Raw genomic sequence first — 18,633 nt, 5'->3', positions numbered from 1 at the left:
ATTCGCCGGGTGGCCATTCGTGAAGATCTTCAGTGGATTGCGTTCGGCGCGAACCGTACTCGGATCAATCCGGTGCGTCGATTCGCCTTTTCCCATCGATGGGAAGCTGCTGCATCCGCCGCGCTTTCCCGACGATGGGAAGCGACCTGATAGCGGAAACACACTAACCTGTGGACCGCGTGCCGCCACTGGAAGACCGCCCTTTCACAACGCCTGACCCGCAGCACGCCGACGGCGACGACAGGAAGGCTCGACCGTGAACAGCCGGATTCTGCGATTGCGCGGTGAACGCGAGCCAGGCCCGTTCCTCGACACCCTCCGCGATATCGTCGGCCCCGCCCATGTCCTCACCGATCCGGCCACCACGCGTGGATACACCACCGACTGGACCGGCCGCTGGGCCGGATCCGCTGTCGCGGTCGTGCGCCCGGCGAGCACCGCCGAAGTGTCGGACGTGACCGCCGCGTGTTTCAAGGCGCTCGTGCCGATCACCGCGCAAGGCGGGAACACCGGACTCGTCGGCGGCGGCATCCCCGAATCCGGATCGATCGTGCTCAGCACCCGGCGACTCGACCGCGTCGAAGCCGTCGACCCGATCGGCCGCACCATTGCCGCGGGAGCAGGCGTCACGGTGGCCGGCGCCGATCAGGCGGCCTCGGTGCACGGACTCCGTTTCGGCGTCGATCTGGCGTCGAAGACCTCGGCGACGCTCGGCGGCATCGTCGCCACCAACGCGGGCGGCGCACGGATGATTCGCAACGGCGACACCCGATCTCAGCTACTCGGCATCGAGGCCGTCCTCGCCGACGGTTTCGTGCTGTCGCGCTGGACCTCGCTGTGCAAAGACAACGTCGGTTACGACCTACCCGGCCTGCTCACCGGCAGCGAAGGAACGCTGGCCGTGATCACCAGGGTGCTGATGAAACTGAGCACGCCGCCTGCCGACGCGCACGTGTTCCTTGCCGGTGTCGCGACCATCGATGCCGCGCTGCGCCTGTACGACCGGGTCGTCCGCAGCGGATTGACGGTCGAAGCAGCCGAGCTGATGACCGAGGACGGCATCGATCTGGTGTGCACGCACACCGGCGCCAAACGCCCCTTCGATACCCACTCCCCCGTGCTCGCACTGTTCGAAGTATCCGCACACCGCGACACCGAAGCGGCTGTCGTCGAAATCCTTTCCGCGAGCGAGGATCTGATCGACAACGCGGTCATGGATCCGCCGCCTGCCCGCCGACTGTGGCAGCTGCGGGAAAGCCACACCGAAAGCATCGGCCGCGAATCCAGCACGCCCGTGGTCAAATTGGATGTCTCGATCCCCCTCGGATCGATGACCTCCTTCGTGCGCGATCTCGAATCATCACTCGCACAACACCATCCCGCTGTCCGCGCGATCCTGTTCGGCCATTTCGTCGACGGCAACATCCACGTCAACCTGCTCGACGTCGCCAAGGACGACGTGGACTCGCTCACCGACGGCGTCTTCAGCCTCGTCGCCGACCACGAGGGCAGCATCAGCGCCGAACACGGCATCGGCCGCGCGAAGAACTCCTGGGTCCATCTCGGCCGCACGCCCATCGACGTGCACACGATGAACAGAATCAAATTCGCACTCGACCCACGCCGCATCCTCAACCCTGGTGTGCTGTTTCCCCGTTGAGCTCCGTCCGGCGGCAGTTGTCGCGGCACTGCTCGATGCGCGGCGCCGAGGGTCGGAATCCGAACTTTCTCCGGCGGCGGCGCGAGTGTCGGCACAGGAAGGCTGATCGCCAGGAGCGCAGGACTGCGCTGTGGTAGTCGTACAGCGTGGATGGCAAGCCCTTCGGGCGGTACCGGCTCCTCGAACTACTCGGCGCCGGCGGGATGGGGCAGGTCTATCGGGCCTACGACACCGGGACCGATCGCGTGGTCGCGCTCAAGGTGTTGTCGCAGCAACTGGCGCAGGATCCGAAATATCGCGAGCGATTCCGGCGTGAGGCGCACGCCGCGGCCAGGTTGAGCGAACCGCACGTCATCCCGATCCACGATTTCGGTGAGATCGATGGATACCTGTACTTGGATATGCGATTGGTCGAGGGCCGGGATATCACCGCGCTGCTCGCCGCCGGGCCGATCGCGGTCGAGACCGCGGTGGCCTACATCCGGCAGATCGGCGCCGCCCTCGACGCGGCACATCGGGCCGGGCTCGTGCATCGCGACGTGAAGCCGTCGAACATCCTGGTCACCGCGGATGACTTCGCGTATCTCATCGATTTCGGGATCGCCGTGAGCAGTGGCGACGCCAGTTTGACCACCACGGGCGCGACCATCGGCAGCTTCGCCTACTTGGCGCCGGAACGGCTCTTGCGCGGCACCTGCGATGCCCGATCGGATGTGTACTCGCTGACCTGTGTCCTGCATCAATGCCTGACGGGTGCCCAGCCGTTCCCCGGCGCCAGCGTCGAGCAGCAGATCGCCGCGCATCTGCACACGCCGCCGCCGCGGCCCGCCGAATCGGGCAGGGTGCCGTCGGCCTTCGACGCCGTGATCGCGCGCGGGATGGCGAAGAACCCGGGCGACCGCTATCGCAGCGCGGGGGACCTCGCCGCGGCGGCCGTCGCCGCGCTCGGGGCGACACCCGCCGCCACCCCGAACCCGGCCAGGCTGGCCACCACCCAGCTCAATCCGGCTTCGCAACCGTCGAGCCGCAATCGCTCCGGGTTGCTGCTGGTCGTCGTGGTCGCGGCTGTCGCGGCGATCGCCTGGTGGGCGCTCAGTGCCGGGAAACAGGACGACTCGCCGCCTGCGCATCCGACCTCGGTCACCTGCGTGCGGACACCGCCGACAGCGGTCACCAGCCCGGCGCTTCCGACGGCACCTCCGCTCGGCTCGCCTGCCGACCCGTGCCCGCGCTGAACCCTCTGATCGACGGCACAGCAAATATCAGAACGCGGGCTTCGGCATTGGCTGAGGTCGCGGTATCCGCAGTGCGGAACTCGGCAAATCTACGCATTCAACAGTGACGGCGTCAAGATTCCGGCAATTTTTTGGCAATCTCCCATACCTGACGAATTTCGAGGCGTCCAGAGGGTTTCTGACGCAAAACGATAACAACTATCCGCAGCGGAACCTCTCCCCAGGTCTTCTACCTGCGGTTATGTCGAATGTGTTCCAAAAGGGACTTGTCTGCGCTAGTGAGCCGTGCGAATCATGATGCTTGCGTCATCCGATCTACCCGCATGGCAAATCTGTAGCTATCTGCTCCTGCAGGGAGCGCTCAGTGTTCCTCAACGACCTTGACCGTCCGCTGTCACGCGCTCCCCCAGTACTCGTTGGCCTGCCCCACACCTTCAGGTCCCGGGGTTGCTCACGCAGTACGGGTCAGCATGATCGAAAGGCATAGGCGAGACATGCAGTCAGCAAACGACCACACACCCGGCATGAAGACCCGATCCACCAAGGCAGGTGGCAGGCACCGGAAGAAGACCGCGAGCAACTGGCGAGGCCTGTACGCGGCCGCCGCGTTCGCCTCGGTCGCAACGGCCTCGGTCGGCGCGGCCGGTGCCGCGCAGGCTGATGTCGGCGGCGTCGCCCATACCGACACCGCGCCGACCGCGCCGACCCCCGGGGTCGGCGGGCTGCTCACCCAGTTCGGGACGTCTGTCACGGCGAATCTGGACCCCGCCGTCCGCGCGCAACTGGCGGCGACGGTGGATGGGGCCGAGTCGTTGGCACAGGGAACCCCGCTGGCCCACCCGATCGGCACCTTCGCCGACGTCGTGCACGGGCCGCAGGAGCAGGCGGCGCCTGCCGTGCCGCCCGTTCCGGAAGCATTCTCCGCGCCGACGGCGACGATGCCCGTTGTCAGTCCGGCCATGCCTGTTGTCCGTCAGGCCGTACGTCCGGCCGTGGTCGAGAACGAGACAGTCGCCGCCAACGGCGAGATCGGTCGTGCGCCGACGTTCGTCGAGGAGATCGCGGGCGCGGTCGGTCAGATCGCGTCCTCGGGATTGAATCTCACGCAGATCAGCACGTGGGCCGAACAGGTGCCTGCCGGGCCGCTGGAGCAGCCGGTGCAGGACCTGCTGAGCTTCGTCAAGAACGCCACCGAGATGGCGGGCGCCAAGCGCACCGATCCGGCGGCCAACGCGATCGACACGCTCGTTGCTCGCGCGCGCGAAGTCTTCGAATTCCCGACCAAGGGTGACGATCCGACCAAGGCCCTGCGCGAGATGCTCGCGCCCGCCGCCGGTGCCGATTGGTCGCCGGTGCTCGCACAGATCGCTCCGGCGCTGCGCGACGTCGCAGCCGGCGCCGACATCACCAAAGTCCTCACCGAGCGCCTGACGCCGCTGCTGCAGTCCGGACCGCTGGCCGACGCCATCCGTCCGGTCATCATGCAGTTCGCGCCCGCGCTACGGGAAGTGGCGCCGACACTGACCGCCGTCTCCGCGGGGACGCTGCCGATGACCGCGCTGATCGGCGCGTTCGAACAGGTGGTGCAGTCCGGGACGCTGGCGGCCTCGCTCGCACCCTTCACCGGCTTCCTGACGCCGCTGCTGAGTGCGATCGCTCCTGGCACGGCACTCGGCGCGGTATTCGCGCCGGTGCGCGACACCTTGCTGCAGTCGGTGCGTGCGCTGCTGCCGACCCACAACAGCTTCGTGGTGGTCGGCGTGGCAATCGTGCCCGTTGGGCTCATCATCGCGGGCTTGGTGATCGGCGCCATCGTGCTGTCGCCAGTTATCTTGGGCGCCTTGGTTGTCGGCGCGATCGTGCTTGCGCCCTTCGTCTTGGGTGCGTTGGCGATCGGTGCCGTCGTACTGGCGCCGTTCGTGCTCGGTGCGCTGGCGATCGGCGCCATCGTGCTCGCCCCCTTCGTGCTGGGAGCATTGGCGATCGGCGCAATTGTGCTCGCGCCCTTCGTACTCGGCGCATTGGGAATCGGTGCGGCCGTGCTGGGTGGCATCGCACTCGCGCTCGGGATCGGTGCACTCGTGCTCGGCGCAATCGTGCTCGCGCCCTTTGTGATCGGTGCGTTGGTGCTCGGCGCTATCGTGCTGGCCCCGCTCGTGCTCGGCGCACTGGCGATCGGTGCGGTGGTGCTGGGTGGCATCGCGCTCGCACTCGGGATCGGCGCGCTCGTGCTCGGCGCGATCTTCCTCGGGCCGATTCTGTTGGGTGCGGGCCTCATCGCACTGCTCGGCCTGGCGGCGTTGGCCGCGGTGGTCGCCGGTGTGGTGTTCATCGGGTTGCCGCTGCTGGTGGCCGCTTTCGTGCTCTTCCAGATCGCTGCTCCGTTCATCCTGACCGCCCTGCTCGTCGGCATCGCGGTGGTGGGCGTCGCCGCGATCGTCGCCGCGGCCGTCGCGCTCGTGATCGGAATTGCCCTGACCGCAGTCGCGTTCGTGCTGGCCACGGTCGCGGCGGCGATCATAAGCACGGTGCTTGCGCCGCTGGCGCCGATCCTGCTGCCGCTGCTGTTCGGCGGCGCCCTCGTCATCCTCGTCGGCGGGCTGTTGCTGACCGCCGCGGCGACGTTCGGCCTGCTCTTGCTCGGCGCGCTCGCGGTCGGCGCGCTCGCGGTGATCACCGGTGTGCTCTCGCTGTTCACGCCGTTCGGCCTGCTGGCACTGCCGATCCTGGCCGTCCTCGTCGTCGCCTTGGGCGTGGTCGCCGTCGCGCTCGGTGTGGTGGCGCTCGTGGCGCTCGGCGTGGTGGGAGTCGCCGGTTTGGCGATCCTGTCGGTGGTGACCGGTGCCACCTTCATCGTTCATCTGGCGCTGTCGCTGGTGGGGATTGCGGTCGCCATCGTCGCCGGTGTCGTGATGGGCTACATCCTCGGTGGCATCGCGAAGTTGCTCGCGATCGCCGGGATCGTCGTTGTCGTCCTCGGCTTGGGCCTCGGCACGGTCGCGGCGGCACTGGCGATCCTCGGCCTTCCGGTCATCGGTCCGTTGATTGCTCCGCTGCTGTTCCTCGGACTGGTCGCACTTCCGGTGGTCCTCGGGCTCGGCTTCATGTTCGCCGGGTTCGCGCTTGGCACGATCGCCACAGTGATCGGTGTTGTCGTCGGTCTCGGGATCGTGGTCGGCATGGCCGGACTGGTCTTGGCCGGCTCGGTGCTCCTGATGGTGCTCATGCCGTGGGCCATTCCGTTCATCCTGCTCGCGGACATCGTCTTCGCCGCGATCGTTGCGGTGACGCTGGCCGCGATCACCTTGGGCGCCACCGCGCTCACGCTGGGTGAAGGCGGTGCCTTCATGCTGGCGATGGCCGTGGTGGCGGTCGCCGCCGTCGGCCTGCTCTTCGCCAGTGGCTTCGTGCTGACGGCGGTCGCCTTCGTCGGCTTCGTGCTTGCCGCGATCGTCGCGATCATCTTCTGCCCGCCGCTGGCACTGCTGGCAGCACCGCTCATCTTCGGTGTGATCGGGGCGAGCCTGTTGGCCACGATCGCGACGACGGTGGTCACCGGCGTCGTGGTCGCCCTGGGTGTCGCGGCCGCGTTCCTCGGCCTCGGCTTCCTCTGGGCGGTGTCGATTCTCGCGTTCGCCGCGGCCTTGCTCTTCGTCTCGGTGCTGTTCCCGCCGCTGTGGGTGGTGACGATTCCGGTCGCGATCGCGATCGTCGCGGCCTTCTGGTTGGCTACCGCCCTCGGGATCGGTGCGGCACTGGTGCTGCTCGGGGCGATGGTCGCGGTCGGCATTGTGGTCGGCCTCGCGTTCGCCGCGGTCGCGGTGGTCGCAACGGCGATCGTCGCGGTGGCCGGTATGGCGATCGCCGGAGCGCTTTCGGTCGTGTACGCGGTGTTCCTGCCGGTCGCGGTGTTCGCGTTCCCGTTGGTGGCGATCGCGCTCGCCGCGGTGCTCGGCCTGGTGTCCCTGGTCGCGCTCGCGGGCGCAGGCCTGGTAACGGCCATCCTGGCCGCGGCCGTCGTCGGGGTGCCGGTGATCGCCGTTGGCATTGCGGTGGTTTCGCTGCTGGCCGCCGGTGGCATCTTCCTCGGTGGCGGTGCGTTCGCGCTGCCGTTGCTGCTGGTCTCGAAGCCGATGGGCGGCGGGTCCACGCGGACCTTGCGCGGCGGCAGGCGCAGTGTCAGCGGGGATCTCAGCACCTCGGAGCTCGTGGCCGGGCTGCAGGACGTGTTGAGTCCCAAGCCGGTTGCGGCCGAGGCAGTTGCGCCAGCGGCGGTTGCGCCCAAGGCCGAGCTGCCGACCGTCGGAGCAGGTGTGGCCGAAGGTCCGGTCCAAGCCTCGACCAACCGCCTGGTGGCGGTGTCGCTGTGATTTCTTGACCGCAGCCCGTGGTCGGCCCACCCGCTCGGGTGGGCCGACTGCGGGTCTCATCTCCGACTTCTTTTGCGACAGTGCGTTTTTCGACGCTGGAAAGGATTCGATCATGGTGCAGAGAATGACCGCGCTCTTTCCAGGGCAAGGGGCATATTTTCCGGGTGCGTTGACGGCTGCGCGGCAGCTGCCCGAGGCCGATCAGGTGCTCAGGGAGATCGACGCGGTCGCGCAGCGATCGACCGGCGAGACTGTCTCGGACCTGTTGTTCTCGCCGGATGCCCCAGCCATCGACGAACTCTTAGCGTCGAATCCGGACCTGCTGCAGTTGGCGATCTACAGCACCTCGGTGCTCGCCCATCGCGTGCTGCTCTCGCGCGGGCTGCGGCCGGATGTGTTGGTCGGCCACAGCTTCGGCGAAATCGCCGCGCTCGTCTGCGCGGGCGCGTTCTCCGTCGCCGACGGCGCGGAGATGATCTGTCACCGGTGCGCGGCGCTGCGCTCGGTGGGTGAGCTGGACGGATATCAGCTCGCGTTGGGTACCGATCTGCTCAGGTCAGAGCGGATTCTGCAGTTGATCGGCGACCCGGATGCCGTTGCGGCAGTGGAGAATCACGAGGGCCAGACGGTCATCGCAGGCCCGCGCGCGTCGCTCGACACCGCGCGCACCATCGCCGGTGCGCTCCGGATCGGTGCGGTGACACTGAAGTCGCCGTACCCGTTCCACAGTCCGATGCTGCGCGACGCGGCCTTCGATTTCGCCAGCCGGATACGGCATATCCCGCAGTACCGGATGGAGGTCGAGGTCTACTCGCCGATCCTGGGTCGCGCATATCGCAACAGCGACAACCTGGTCACCGCGCTGGCCGGTCATCTGACCCGCCGGGTGCATTTCGCCACCGCGGTGCGGGCAGTCCGCGACACCGGCGTCGGCACGTTCGTCGAGTGTGGTTCGCTCGATGCGTTGACCAAGATCACCCGACGGGTGCTCGGCGACGGACCGGACGTTGTCCCGTTGCTGTTGCCTGGTACATCGCTGATGGAAACGCTCGCGTCACTCGGCGAGGACCGAGCCCGGTCGTCGACCCAGTCCGAGCAGGTGCGGCTGGCACTGGCTCCCGGGCTGGGCAACGCCGAGTTCGAACGACTGTGGACCGCACGTGTCGACCGCATCGCGCGGCTCGTGATCAGTGAATTCTCGGCCACCGCTGACACCTCCGGGTCAGCTCGGGCCGAGCTGCCTGTCGAGCTACCAACTCCGGCAACCGATTTCGTGCTCGATCGGGCACCTGACCCGCCACCCGTCGAATCCGGTCGCTCCGCTCCGGCCGATAGCGCCGAGCAAGCGCGCGCAGTGCCTGCTCGCGACGAGCTCTTTCAGCAACTGGTCGGCATCTACGCGGAAGCACTGGAGTATCCGCCGGAGGTTTTCGACGAGCACGCCGACCTGGAGGCGGAGCTCGGCGTCGATTCGGTGAAGCAGACCGAGTTGCTGCGCAAGATCGGCGAGACCTATCAACTCGGGCCGCTGCCCGCGGATTTCAAGATCGGTGAGCACAACACGCTCGGGCGGATCGCCGACCTGATCAGTGCGGCATAGGCAGCGGACATGGCAGGCAAATTCGAAGGGAAGATCGCGCTGGTCACCGGCGGCGCGCGAAATGTGGGACGGGCCATCGCCTTACGGCTGGCCGCCGATGGCGCACTGGTCATCATCAACCACTTTCGCTCGCCCGCCGAGGCTCGGGCCACCAAGGCCGACATCGAAGCCGCGGGCGGATGGGCACACATCATCCGCGCCTCGGTCGCGGACGCGGCCCAGCGGGATCGGATGTTCGACGAGATCGCCACGGAATTCGGGGCGCTCGACATTCTGGTGAACAGCGCCGCCGACGGCCGCCTCGCCGGCTATGCCGACGTCGACGAGGCGATGATCGATCGGGCGATCGACACGAATCTCAAAGGCGGACTCGGGTGTGCGCGCAGAGCGCTGCCGCTGATGCAGCACCGGCCAGGTGCGAGCATCGTGAATGTCTCGACGCTCGGCGGCGGTCAGCTCGTGATGGCCAATTATCTGGCCTGCGGGCCTGCCAAGGCCGCGGTCGAGGCGATGACCCGCTATCTGGCCGTCGAGTTCGCCGAATTCGGTGTCCGAGTGAACACCGCCGCCGCCGGGATGTTGGAAAGCCCTGTGGTTGACCAGTTTCCGGACGCGGTGGCGATGCAGCGGGCGACCATCGCCGCAACACCGCTGCAGCGGCTCGGCACGCCGGACGAGCTCGCCGCTATCGTCTCCTTCCTGGCCTCGTCGGATGCGAGCTGGGTGACCGGGCAGGTCCTGCTGGCCGACGGTGGTTTGTCCACCGGCGCCGCGCTGCTGTCGCCGCCGCGAGACGCTGCCGCCCAACCGGTCGTCACCCAACCGGTCGGCGCGCAACCCGTCGTCTCGGAATCGGTCGTCGCGCAACCCGTCGCGACGACCCCGGCCGACGACGCGACGGACGGTGCGAACGCGGCAGACGACCTGAACCACGCAGACGACCTCGACCAGGCGGACGCCATTGTCGTTGTCGGCATGGGCATCACGGTGTCCGGCGCCAACAACCCGGACGAGTTCTGGCGCGAACTCGTCGACGGCGACGATCGTTTCACCCGTGTCCCGTCCGATCGATGGGACAACAGCGCCTTCTACGCATCGGATCGGACCGCCGAAGACAAGTCCTATTCCCAACATTCGGCGTTCATCACCGATTTCGTTCCGCATCCTGCCTTGGCGGCGGAGCTGGCCGCCGCAGGTGAGACGCCCGGCGATATCGAATCCACCACGCTGTGGTTGCGCAACTCGGTCCTGCAGGCAATGGATTCGGTGGTCCGGCGGCCGTCGGACAAGTTCGGCTTCCTGGTCGGGTACACCGCGGACGGCAATCAGCACGCCGAGGAGGCCGTCGTCGTCGCAGGCTTCCTCCAGCGTGCACGAAAAGCACTGCGACGGATGGGGATCGATGATCCGGACGGCAAGCTTGCGGCCATCCGGGCGCGGTTGCGCCAGCGGTATCCCCGCAGTGTCATCGATCAGAATCGGGTGTTCCCGCATCAGGTCGGCGCCGGTGCGATGGCGGGCCTGCTGCCCGACGACACCGAGATGATGATGGTGGACACCGCGTGCTCGTCCTCGCTGTACGCCGTGGATCTCGGCATCAAGGGCTTGCTGGAGGGGCGCTACGACATCGCGGTGTGCGGCGGCGCGTTCGCGGTCGGCCCGCGCGGGTCGGTGCTCTTCGCGAAGCTGAACGGCCTGTCGGAGCGCGGCGCGGTGCGCAGCTTCGACGAGACCAGCGACGGCGTCCTGTTTTCCGACGGCGCGGCGACGGTGGTGCTCAAGTCCCTGCGCCGGGCGCGCGCCGACGGCGACCGAATCCTCGGCGTCGTCAAGTCTTTCGGCGCCGCCTCCGACGGCAAGGGCAAGGCGATCTACGCGCCCGCTGCCGCGGGCCAGGAGCTCGCCGTCCGGCGTGCACAGGCGCAGCCGCAGATGGCAGGGGTGATCCCGGACTGGATCGTCGCCCACGCCACGGGCACGCCTGCCGGGGACGCCGCAGAGTTCGCCACACTGCGGGCCACCATGGCGGGTCCCGAGCCGGTGCGGGTGACGTCGAACAAGTCGGTCATCGGTCATACCGGATGGGCGGCGGGGACCACGTCGCTGGTGCAGGTGTTGCTCGGGTTCTCGAACGAGCTGATTCCACCGCAGCACCGGTTCGTCCAGACGCCAGCGGAATTCATGATCGATGCGAGCAATCTGGAGATTCCGAAGACCGCGCTGCGCTGGCCCGCTGGTGGCCAGCAGCCGCGCACCGCGGCCGTGTCCGGCTTCGGCTTCGGCGGCACCAACGCGCATCTGGTGCTCGAGGAACCGCCGGTGTCCGACCAGCGGGTCGGCGGAAGTGGCACCGCGGGAGCTGTCGGTGCGGCGCGCACGCTGCCAACACCGGGACGGCTCGCCGTGGTGGCTGTCGCGTCCAGCTTGCCCGGTGCGACCGACCCGGACGAGTGGTCGGCCGCGGCGCATCCCGCGACCACCTTCGGCGACCAGTACCCGCTGCCGACCATCGAGGAGGTCAAGCTGCCGCCTGCGCTGATGCGCGCGATCGATCGCTGCCAACTGATGATCCTCGCCTGCGCCCGCGCCATCCACGCTGACCTCGGCGCATTCTGGACCGAGCAGCAAGCCGAAACCGGCGTGATACTCGGCCATTTCGGGGAAACTCGCAATGCCGTCCTCTATGCGACGCGCTGCTACCTCGACGATGCCGCGACCGCATTGCGCGCCGATCCCGGCTTGGCCTGCGAATCATGGCTCGACCAGGTGCTCGACGATGTCGCGGCGGATATCCGGGCGCTCGTGCCACCGGCGACCGAGAACACTTTTCCCGGCATGATGCCGAACGTCATTCCCGCACGGGTGGCGAACTACTTCGGGCTCAACGGCTTGAACATGACCGTCGACACCGGCTTCACCGCCGCGATGAGCGCGATCGATGTGGCATCGCGGTATCTGCGCACCGGCGAGCTGCGCATGGCTTTGGTCGGCGGGATCAACGGCAACACCACCGACGAACAGCGGACTCTGCTCGATGGGCTGCTGCCCGCCGGGGCCTGCCTCGCGGAAGGTGCCTTCCTGCTCGCGCTGACCACCGAGGAGACCGCGGCCGCGGCCGGGCTGCCGGTCATCGGCTTCCTGGAACCGGTCGCCGCTGCGGTCGGCGCCGACGTCGAATGCGGTGCGCGCAATGACTCGGGGCGACCGAACTTCCTCGGTGGTGAGGGTGCCTTCGGCATCATCTCGGCCCTGCGTACCGTCGCGGCCGACGGCGCGGTGGTCGTGCGGTGCCGCGGCGAGGAAGGCGCGCCGGACGCCGCGATCCGCGTAAGCGGTCCGGAGGCCGGCGTCGATCGGCGCTCCGGAGCCATCGGCGCTGCGGTCGCGCCGGGCATTGTCGTTCCGCGTCCTGTCGAAAGTTCCACGCTTGCTGCGGATTTCCTCGACCCGGCGCAGTTCCGGGACGAGAACGGCGCCCTCGCCCCCACGGTCGTCGACAGCCACGGTTGGGGCCTGGTGCCTGACGCCGGGGTTGCGGTACACCCGTCGACCCGCTTCCTGCCTGACGAGCCAACGCTGCTACTCGTCGAGGATCCGCAGCTGCTGCACAGCACCGCAATACCGGCGCAGACCACCGTGCTGTCACTGCGACCCGGTGCGGGTGTCCGGCACGTGCCGGAGTTGACGCAGGCGGCGGTTGCCGATCTGCTGGCGGAGTGCGGTAGGCCTCGGCACCTGCGGCTGGTCGCCGACCTGCCGGATGCAGTGGGTACCGATCGCACGAATACGCTTCGCGCGCTGCACGATCTGTGGTTCCTGGTGGCGCAGCAGCTCTCGGACGTACTGGCCGAACCCGATGCGTCCACCGTGGTGCTGCTGACTCGCGCGCTCGCGGAAACCACGCCGGCCCCCTACGTCGGCCTGTTCACCGGAGCGGTCAAGGTCGCCGCGCTCGAACGGCCGCTCGGCACCACGTTCGCCGTGGTGACCGACGGCGACTTCGGACAGGGCTGCGCGGTGGTCGAGGCGGAGTCGATGCTCGATCGTTCGATGCCGATCGCCTACTACGCCGACGGCGTCCGCTACCGCAGCGCGCTGACCGTGCTCGACGACGTGTTGGACGAAACCCCACGGCTGGAACGGAATTCGGTGGTGGTCGCCGTCGGCGGCGGCCGAGGCATCACGGCCGAGCTGCTTGTTGCCGTTGCCGAGAATTTCGGCGGCCGGATCCAGGTGCTCGGCACCAGCGCACTCGATTCGATTCCAGCGCAGTATCTCCGGCTCAGCGACGCCGAATTCGCCGCGACGAAACGGGAATACATGCGACGGCGGCGCACCGAGGACCCCGCGGCGACCGCACGCGAGCTGAACGCCGAGTTCGAGCGAATGGCCAACGTGCGCAAGACGATCCACAATCTTCAGCGCATCAGGGAAGCGGGCGCCGCCACCGTCGAGTATCTCGTCTGCGACGTCAGGGATCGTGCCGCGGTCGAGCGCACGATGGCGCACATCCACGCGTCGATGGGCCGGATCGACCTGCTGATCAACGCGGCAGGCTTGAATCGGTCGGCGCCGATCTCGGCCAAGGATTTCGGCGAGTTCCGCAGCATTCGCGATATCAAACTGCTCGGCTACACCAACCTCGTCACGGCGCTTGCGACCCGCCCACCGCGCATGTGGTGCAACTTCGGGTCGCTGCTCGGGGCCACCGGCCAGATCGGCGAGGTGGACTACGCGTCGGCCAATGATTTCCTCGGCACCGCGGCGCTGGCGGCGAGCGCGGGCCGGGACGAGTTCACCATCGGGTGGACGCTCTGGAACGAAGTCGGGCTCGCCGCAAACGAATTGACGAAGGCCTACTTCGACCGGACCGGTCAGTACTCGAACATGTCGACAGACGAGGGTGCGCACCATTTCATCCGTCAGTTGCAGGCGGTCCAGCGCAGTCCCTATGTGGCGCACCTGGGTACCGCGGAATACGGTGCGGTCGACGCGCTGTTGCCCGGCTTCCTCGGGCCGACACCGCGCCCGTTCTACCTCGATCGCCAGACCGCGGGCGGTGTCATGGACGGGCGTTCGTGGGCCGTATACGAGCGCACCTTCGATCTGGGCCGAGACGATTATCTGGCCGATCATCGGGTCAACGGTGTGCCGACGCTGCCAGGCGCGTTCGTCGCGGAGCTGGCGCTGGAGGCGGCGCGTGCACTGGTGCCGACGATGCAGGTGTATGCCTTGGAGGACTTGGTATTTCATCGCTTCCTCAAGGTGTACGCGGCCGATCGGCCTGTCCTGACGCGGATCAGGGCCGAGGTGCTCGACGAGTGCGCCGACCTCGGCCAGGTGTCGGTCGGCATCGAGGTGACCTCCGATGTCGTCGCGCCCAACGGCGCCATGCTGGTGCAGGACCGGGTGCACTTCAGCACCACCGTTCTGATGGCGGCCGCGCTACCCGCGGCACCGCGCTGGACGCCCTGGTATGCGGCGGCGGAGCGTCCCGTGGTCGACCCCTATCACCTGAGTGGCTCCCCGGTCCTGCTGACCGGAGTCTTCGAATCGACCTCCGACACCAGGCTGCATCCGCTCGGCAAGCGTGCCACCTACTGTCTGCAGCTCGCCCCTGGCGACCCGACCTTCTCGCACTTCCGCGTTCCGGTCGTGCTGCTCGACGGCCTGCTGCGGACCGGGGTGTTGTCCGCGGGCGACGACCGGGGGCTGCCGGTCGCGGCGCCGCTGCGGATCGATCGGCTTGATCTCTATGAGCACACCAACGACGCGCTCGTCGCCGGCTCAGGGCCGGTCGAGCTGTATGCCGTGGTTCCTGGGCGCGACGCGGCGGAGAATCTGTTCGTCGCCACCCGGCCAAACGGTCAAATCATATTGGCGCTCAAAGGCATTCACTGGATCGTCACCGACTATCTGAAAGAGGTCGATTGATATGGTCGCCATCGACACCGCTACCTCGCTCCGACTGCCGCCTGGCCCGCTCGGGGCCCGCCGGATTCCGCAGAACGTGACAGCGCTGCGCACCAACGCCCCCGGCTTGTTCGAATCGCTGTGCCGGACCTACGGTCACACGGTCCGCTTGCCGCTCGGGTTGATGACGGCCACGCTGGTGTGCCACCCGGACGGCATCAAGCATGTGCTGCAGGACAACAACGCCAACTACATCCGCGGCATCGGCTACGAACGATTCAAGATCTTCATGGGCAACGGACTGCTGACTGCCGACGGGGAGCCGTGGCGGCAGCGGCGCAGGGCGATGAATCCGATGCTCCATCGGATGGCGATCGACACGATGGTCGACCTGATGGTGTCCACCACCGCGCGCGTGCTCGAGGACTGGGAGCGGCGCGGGCCGGACGGATACCGCGGTGACGTGATTCCGGAGATGATGCGAATCACCATGGGCGCGTTGGGCTTGATCATGTTCGACACGGATCTGGACGGCGACCGGGAGCGGATCGGGGTGGCCATGGACACGGCCGTCAAGGCGATGGTGTTCCGCGGCACCCTGCCGGAGCTGCTGCCCCCGTGGCTGCCGTTCCCGTCCAACCTGCGCACCACCCGCGCCAGGGATGCCATGCACGACGTGATCGAGCGGATCATCGAAGCGCATCAGACCGGAGCCCACGCCGAACGGCCGGATCTGGTCAACCTGTTGTTGGCGAGCACCGAGGGCGAGGGCGGCGCGCCGCTGTCGCACGAGGAGGTGCGTGACGAGCTGATGACCATCTTCATGGCCGGTCACGAGACCACCGGAATGGGACTGGCGTGGGCGCTGTACGAGCTGGCTCGCGCGCCCGAGATCCAGCAACGACTCTTCGAGGAAACCCAGCGCGTGTTCGGCGGCCGGACCCCGGTGACCGCGGATCTCGCCGAGCTGACCTACACGAAGATGGTGGTCGACGAGTCGCTGCGGCTCAACCCGCCCATCTGGGTCTACCCCCGTGCGGCGCTGGCCGACGACGAGATCTCCGGGTGGCACGTCCCGGCGGGCGACTGCGTTTTCGTGAGTCCGTATGTGACGCATCGGCATCCGGATTTCTGGCAGGCGCCCGAGCGCTTCGATCCTGAGCGATTCACCGAGGCCGCCAAGAAGAACCGGCCGAAGTACACCTTCTTCCCCTTCGGCGGCGGTCAGCGCAAATGCGTCGGGGAATCGATGGCCTTGACCCAGCTGCACCTCACGCTGGCAATGCTGGTGTCTCGCTTCACGATCCACCCCGCCGCAGGCGGCGACGTGCACTTGTCGACGGCGGTGTCGCTGCGCCCGGTCGGCGGCATCCCGCTGCGCCTCATACCGAGGAATCCATGACACGCGGACGATCGAACGGCTCGATCGCGCCGACGCACGACCGCGAACCCGCCGACATCGATGTGCCCGCCGATCGTTCGGTACTCCCCGTGCGCCGATTCGTCTGGCACCCAAGGGAAATCGCCGCGGCGCCACCCGAGCCGAGCGCGCAGCTGCGCGGCCGTCGGATCGTGGTGCTCGGCGGGAGCGACGCATCGGCCGAGCGAGTCATGGCTGCCTTGACCGGCGCCGGTGCGGCACCGTCGCGGCTGGCACCGCCGCACGAGGGCGCCGACGTTGCCGAGTTCTCCCGGACGGTCGGGCGCATCGACGGCATCATCGATCTGAATTACGAACGGCCCTTCGATCTTTCGCCGACCGGTGACTGGAATGCCCAGCTGCTGCAGACGATCGAGCTGTTGCAGCACACCTACGACGACTGGCGCACCGAATCGGATGCGCAGCGCCTGTTCTATGTCGCCGTGACCAGGATGGACGGGCGGCACGGCTATGCGGACGGCAGCATCGCCCAACCACTCGGCGGGTTGTGGGCGGGTTTGGCGAAGGGGCTGCCACGGGAATTCGACAACGTGAACGTCCGGGTGCTTGACTTTCCGGCCGACGGCGCGCGGATCGCACCACTCGACGACGAGATGGCAGGCCTGATCTGCCGCGAACTGTATCGGTGGGGCTACTTCGAGATCGGCCACCACGCAGGCAGGCGCTACACCCTGGCGGCCGATCAGGTGGACGTGCCAGGTCCGGTGGTCGATCTCGGCCCCGGCGATGTGGTCGTGATGTCCGGCGGCGGCCGAGGCATCGGTTTCGCACTGGCGCGTCGCCTGGCGCAGCAGCACCGCTGCCGGGTGATCATCAGCGGCAGAAGTCCCATGCCGGATCCGGACGACCCGATTGTGCTGTTGTCGGACAACGACTTCCGCCAGCATCGCGATCGCATGCTGATCGAGGCGGCCCGGCTGCGCACGCTCGGCCGGACCCGCGCAGTGCTGGCACGCGCCGAATGGAACCGGCAGCTCGCGGCCAGGTTGGCTGCCGCACGGGCCGAAGGGCTCGACATCAGCTATCACCGATGCGATGTCACCGACCCGGAGCAGGTGCGCGCGTTGCTCGCGGCGGCCGGGCCTGGACTGGCCGGTGTGGTGCACAACGCAGGCGTGGACGCACCGGTCCGGCTGCCGTCCAAGTCACCGGAGGTGATCAGCGGGACGGTCGGCGCGAAGGTCACCGGGTTAATGAATATCCTTGCCGCGCTGGCGGATTACCCGGCAATTCGGTTCGTCAGCACGGCCGGATCGCTCGCCGGGCGCTGGGGCGGGATGGTCGGCCAGCTCGAATACGGCGCGGCCAACGACGCGCTGAGCCGGATCGGGTTGTGGGCGGCCAGCGCGGCCGACCAGCCGGGTCGCCCCGTCCGGGTTCCGGTGGCCACGATGTGCTGGCCGACGTGGGAACGCCTCGGCATCATCACCAATTACGAAGCGACCCTGGCCTACATGTCGGCGATGCGGGTCGACGAAGGGTTGCAGCATTGGGAAAGCGAGGTCCTGGCGGGCAGCACGGGCGAACTCACCTTTGTCGGCGAGTTCGGTAAGGCCATGCTGCCGACACTACTGCGCGGATATCCGCCTGCGACCGACCTGGCCGGGATCGAGCGCCTCGCCAACCGCCTGCTCTTCCTCGGCAATCCGATCCGGTTCGTCAGCGGAGCACTGTTGGAGACCGAGGTCGAATTCACCGCGGACCAGCTGCTCGCCTGTGGCGACTTCCGCGTGGATGCCAGCCCCGCCGTTCCGCTCAGCGTGCTACTCGAATTCCTGCGCTCACTGGGCGATTGGGTGCAGCCGGACGGCGAAGAGCAGCCGCTGTCGGCTATCCGGGACGTCAGCATCGATCTCACCGCCACCCGCGCGCACAGCAACGGCGCCCGGTTCCAGGCAAGCGCGCAGGGCCGGTGGGCCGCCGACCGCACCTGGGAAGTCCGCGTCGAGATCCGCCGTGACACGGACCTGGTCGCGACGGCGACCCTGCGCTACGGAGACGGACCCGAAATATCCTCCGCGCCGCTGGCTCTCGTGACCGACGGACGTGTAGAACCGGGCCGCGCGGTGCGCAGGCTCGGCTGGCACGGCCAGGTCTTCCGTCTCGGCCGGTGGACACCGGGCGCCCGGTCTGTCGAGGTGGACGCCGACCGGATGCGTGATCTGGTGCTCGGCGTGCCGTCGCCGCTGCCCGAACTGCCGCTGAACCAACTGGAAACGATGCTGCGCGAGGCATATTCGCGCCGGATCGGCGATTCGGCGCGCTTGCTCACGATCGACTCGATCGATATTCCCGGCCCACTGGTCGGCTCCGCAGGCCAGGTCACGGCCTACGGCGACACCTCGACCGCGTACACCCCGGAGGGAAGGGTCCGGCTGGTCGCCCATGGAATTCGCTACGGAAAGGACGATTAG

The 18,633-nt window shown here is 67.8% G+C and carries 7 protein-coding genes; all 7 read left to right on the top strand.

The genetic code is table 11. The features are described 5' to 3' along the window. Window positions 1-256: 256 nt before the first annotated feature. Entirely contained in the window at window positions 257-1,660 is a 1,404-nt protein-coding gene (locus tag NA11_RS00465) for an FAD-binding oxidoreductase (protein ID WP_245745634.1), read from the top strand. Between the two features lie 146 nt (window positions 1,661-1,806). Continuing rightward, window positions 1,807-2,895, top strand: coding sequence for a serine/threonine-protein kinase (locus NA11_RS00460; protein ID WP_069159668.1), 1,089 nt, complete (start codon window positions 1,807-1,809; stop codon window positions 2,893-2,895). A gap of 524 nt (window positions 2,896-3,419) precedes the next feature. Beyond that, the gene (locus NA11_RS00455; protein WP_141717294.1) at window positions 3,420-7,265 is read left to right on the top strand and encodes a ribonuclease E domain-containing protein; all 3,846 of its coding nucleotides are present in this window, start codon (window positions 3,420-3,422) and stop codon (window positions 7,263-7,265) included. Between the two features lie 112 nt (window positions 7,266-7,377). Further along, entirely contained in the window at window positions 7,378-8,865 is a 1,488-nt protein-coding gene (locus NA11_RS00450; RefSeq protein WP_084653827.1) for an acyltransferase domain-containing protein, read from the top strand. A gap of 9 nt (window positions 8,866-8,874) precedes the next feature. Then, window positions 8,875-14,799, top strand: coding sequence for an SDR family oxidoreductase (locus NA11_RS00445; RefSeq protein WP_069159665.1), 5,925 nt, complete (start codon window positions 8,875-8,877; stop codon window positions 14,797-14,799). A 1-nt stretch (window position 14,800) separates the two neighbouring features. Then, window positions 14,801-16,180 carry a cytochrome P450 gene (locus NA11_RS00440; protein ID WP_069159664.1) on the top strand — a complete coding sequence of 460 codons (1,380 nt, stop codon included), beginning with the start codon at window positions 14,801-14,803 and terminating at the stop codon, window positions 16,178-16,180. Further along, the gene (locus NA11_RS00435; RefSeq protein WP_069159663.1) at window positions 16,177-18,633 is read left to right on the top strand and encodes a KR domain-containing protein; all 2,457 of its coding nucleotides are present in this window, start codon (window positions 16,177-16,179) and stop codon (window positions 18,631-18,633) included. Before NA11_RS00440 ends, NA11_RS00435 begins: the two co-directional genes overlap by 4 nt.

The organism is Nocardia altamirensis NBRC 108246 (assembly GCF_001612685.1).
Lineage (GTDB): Bacteria > Actinomycetota > Actinomycetes > Mycobacteriales > Mycobacteriaceae > Nocardia > Nocardia altamirensis.
Note: the sequence above shows the minus strand (reverse complement) of the source record. Positions and strands in the feature narration are given on the sequence as shown.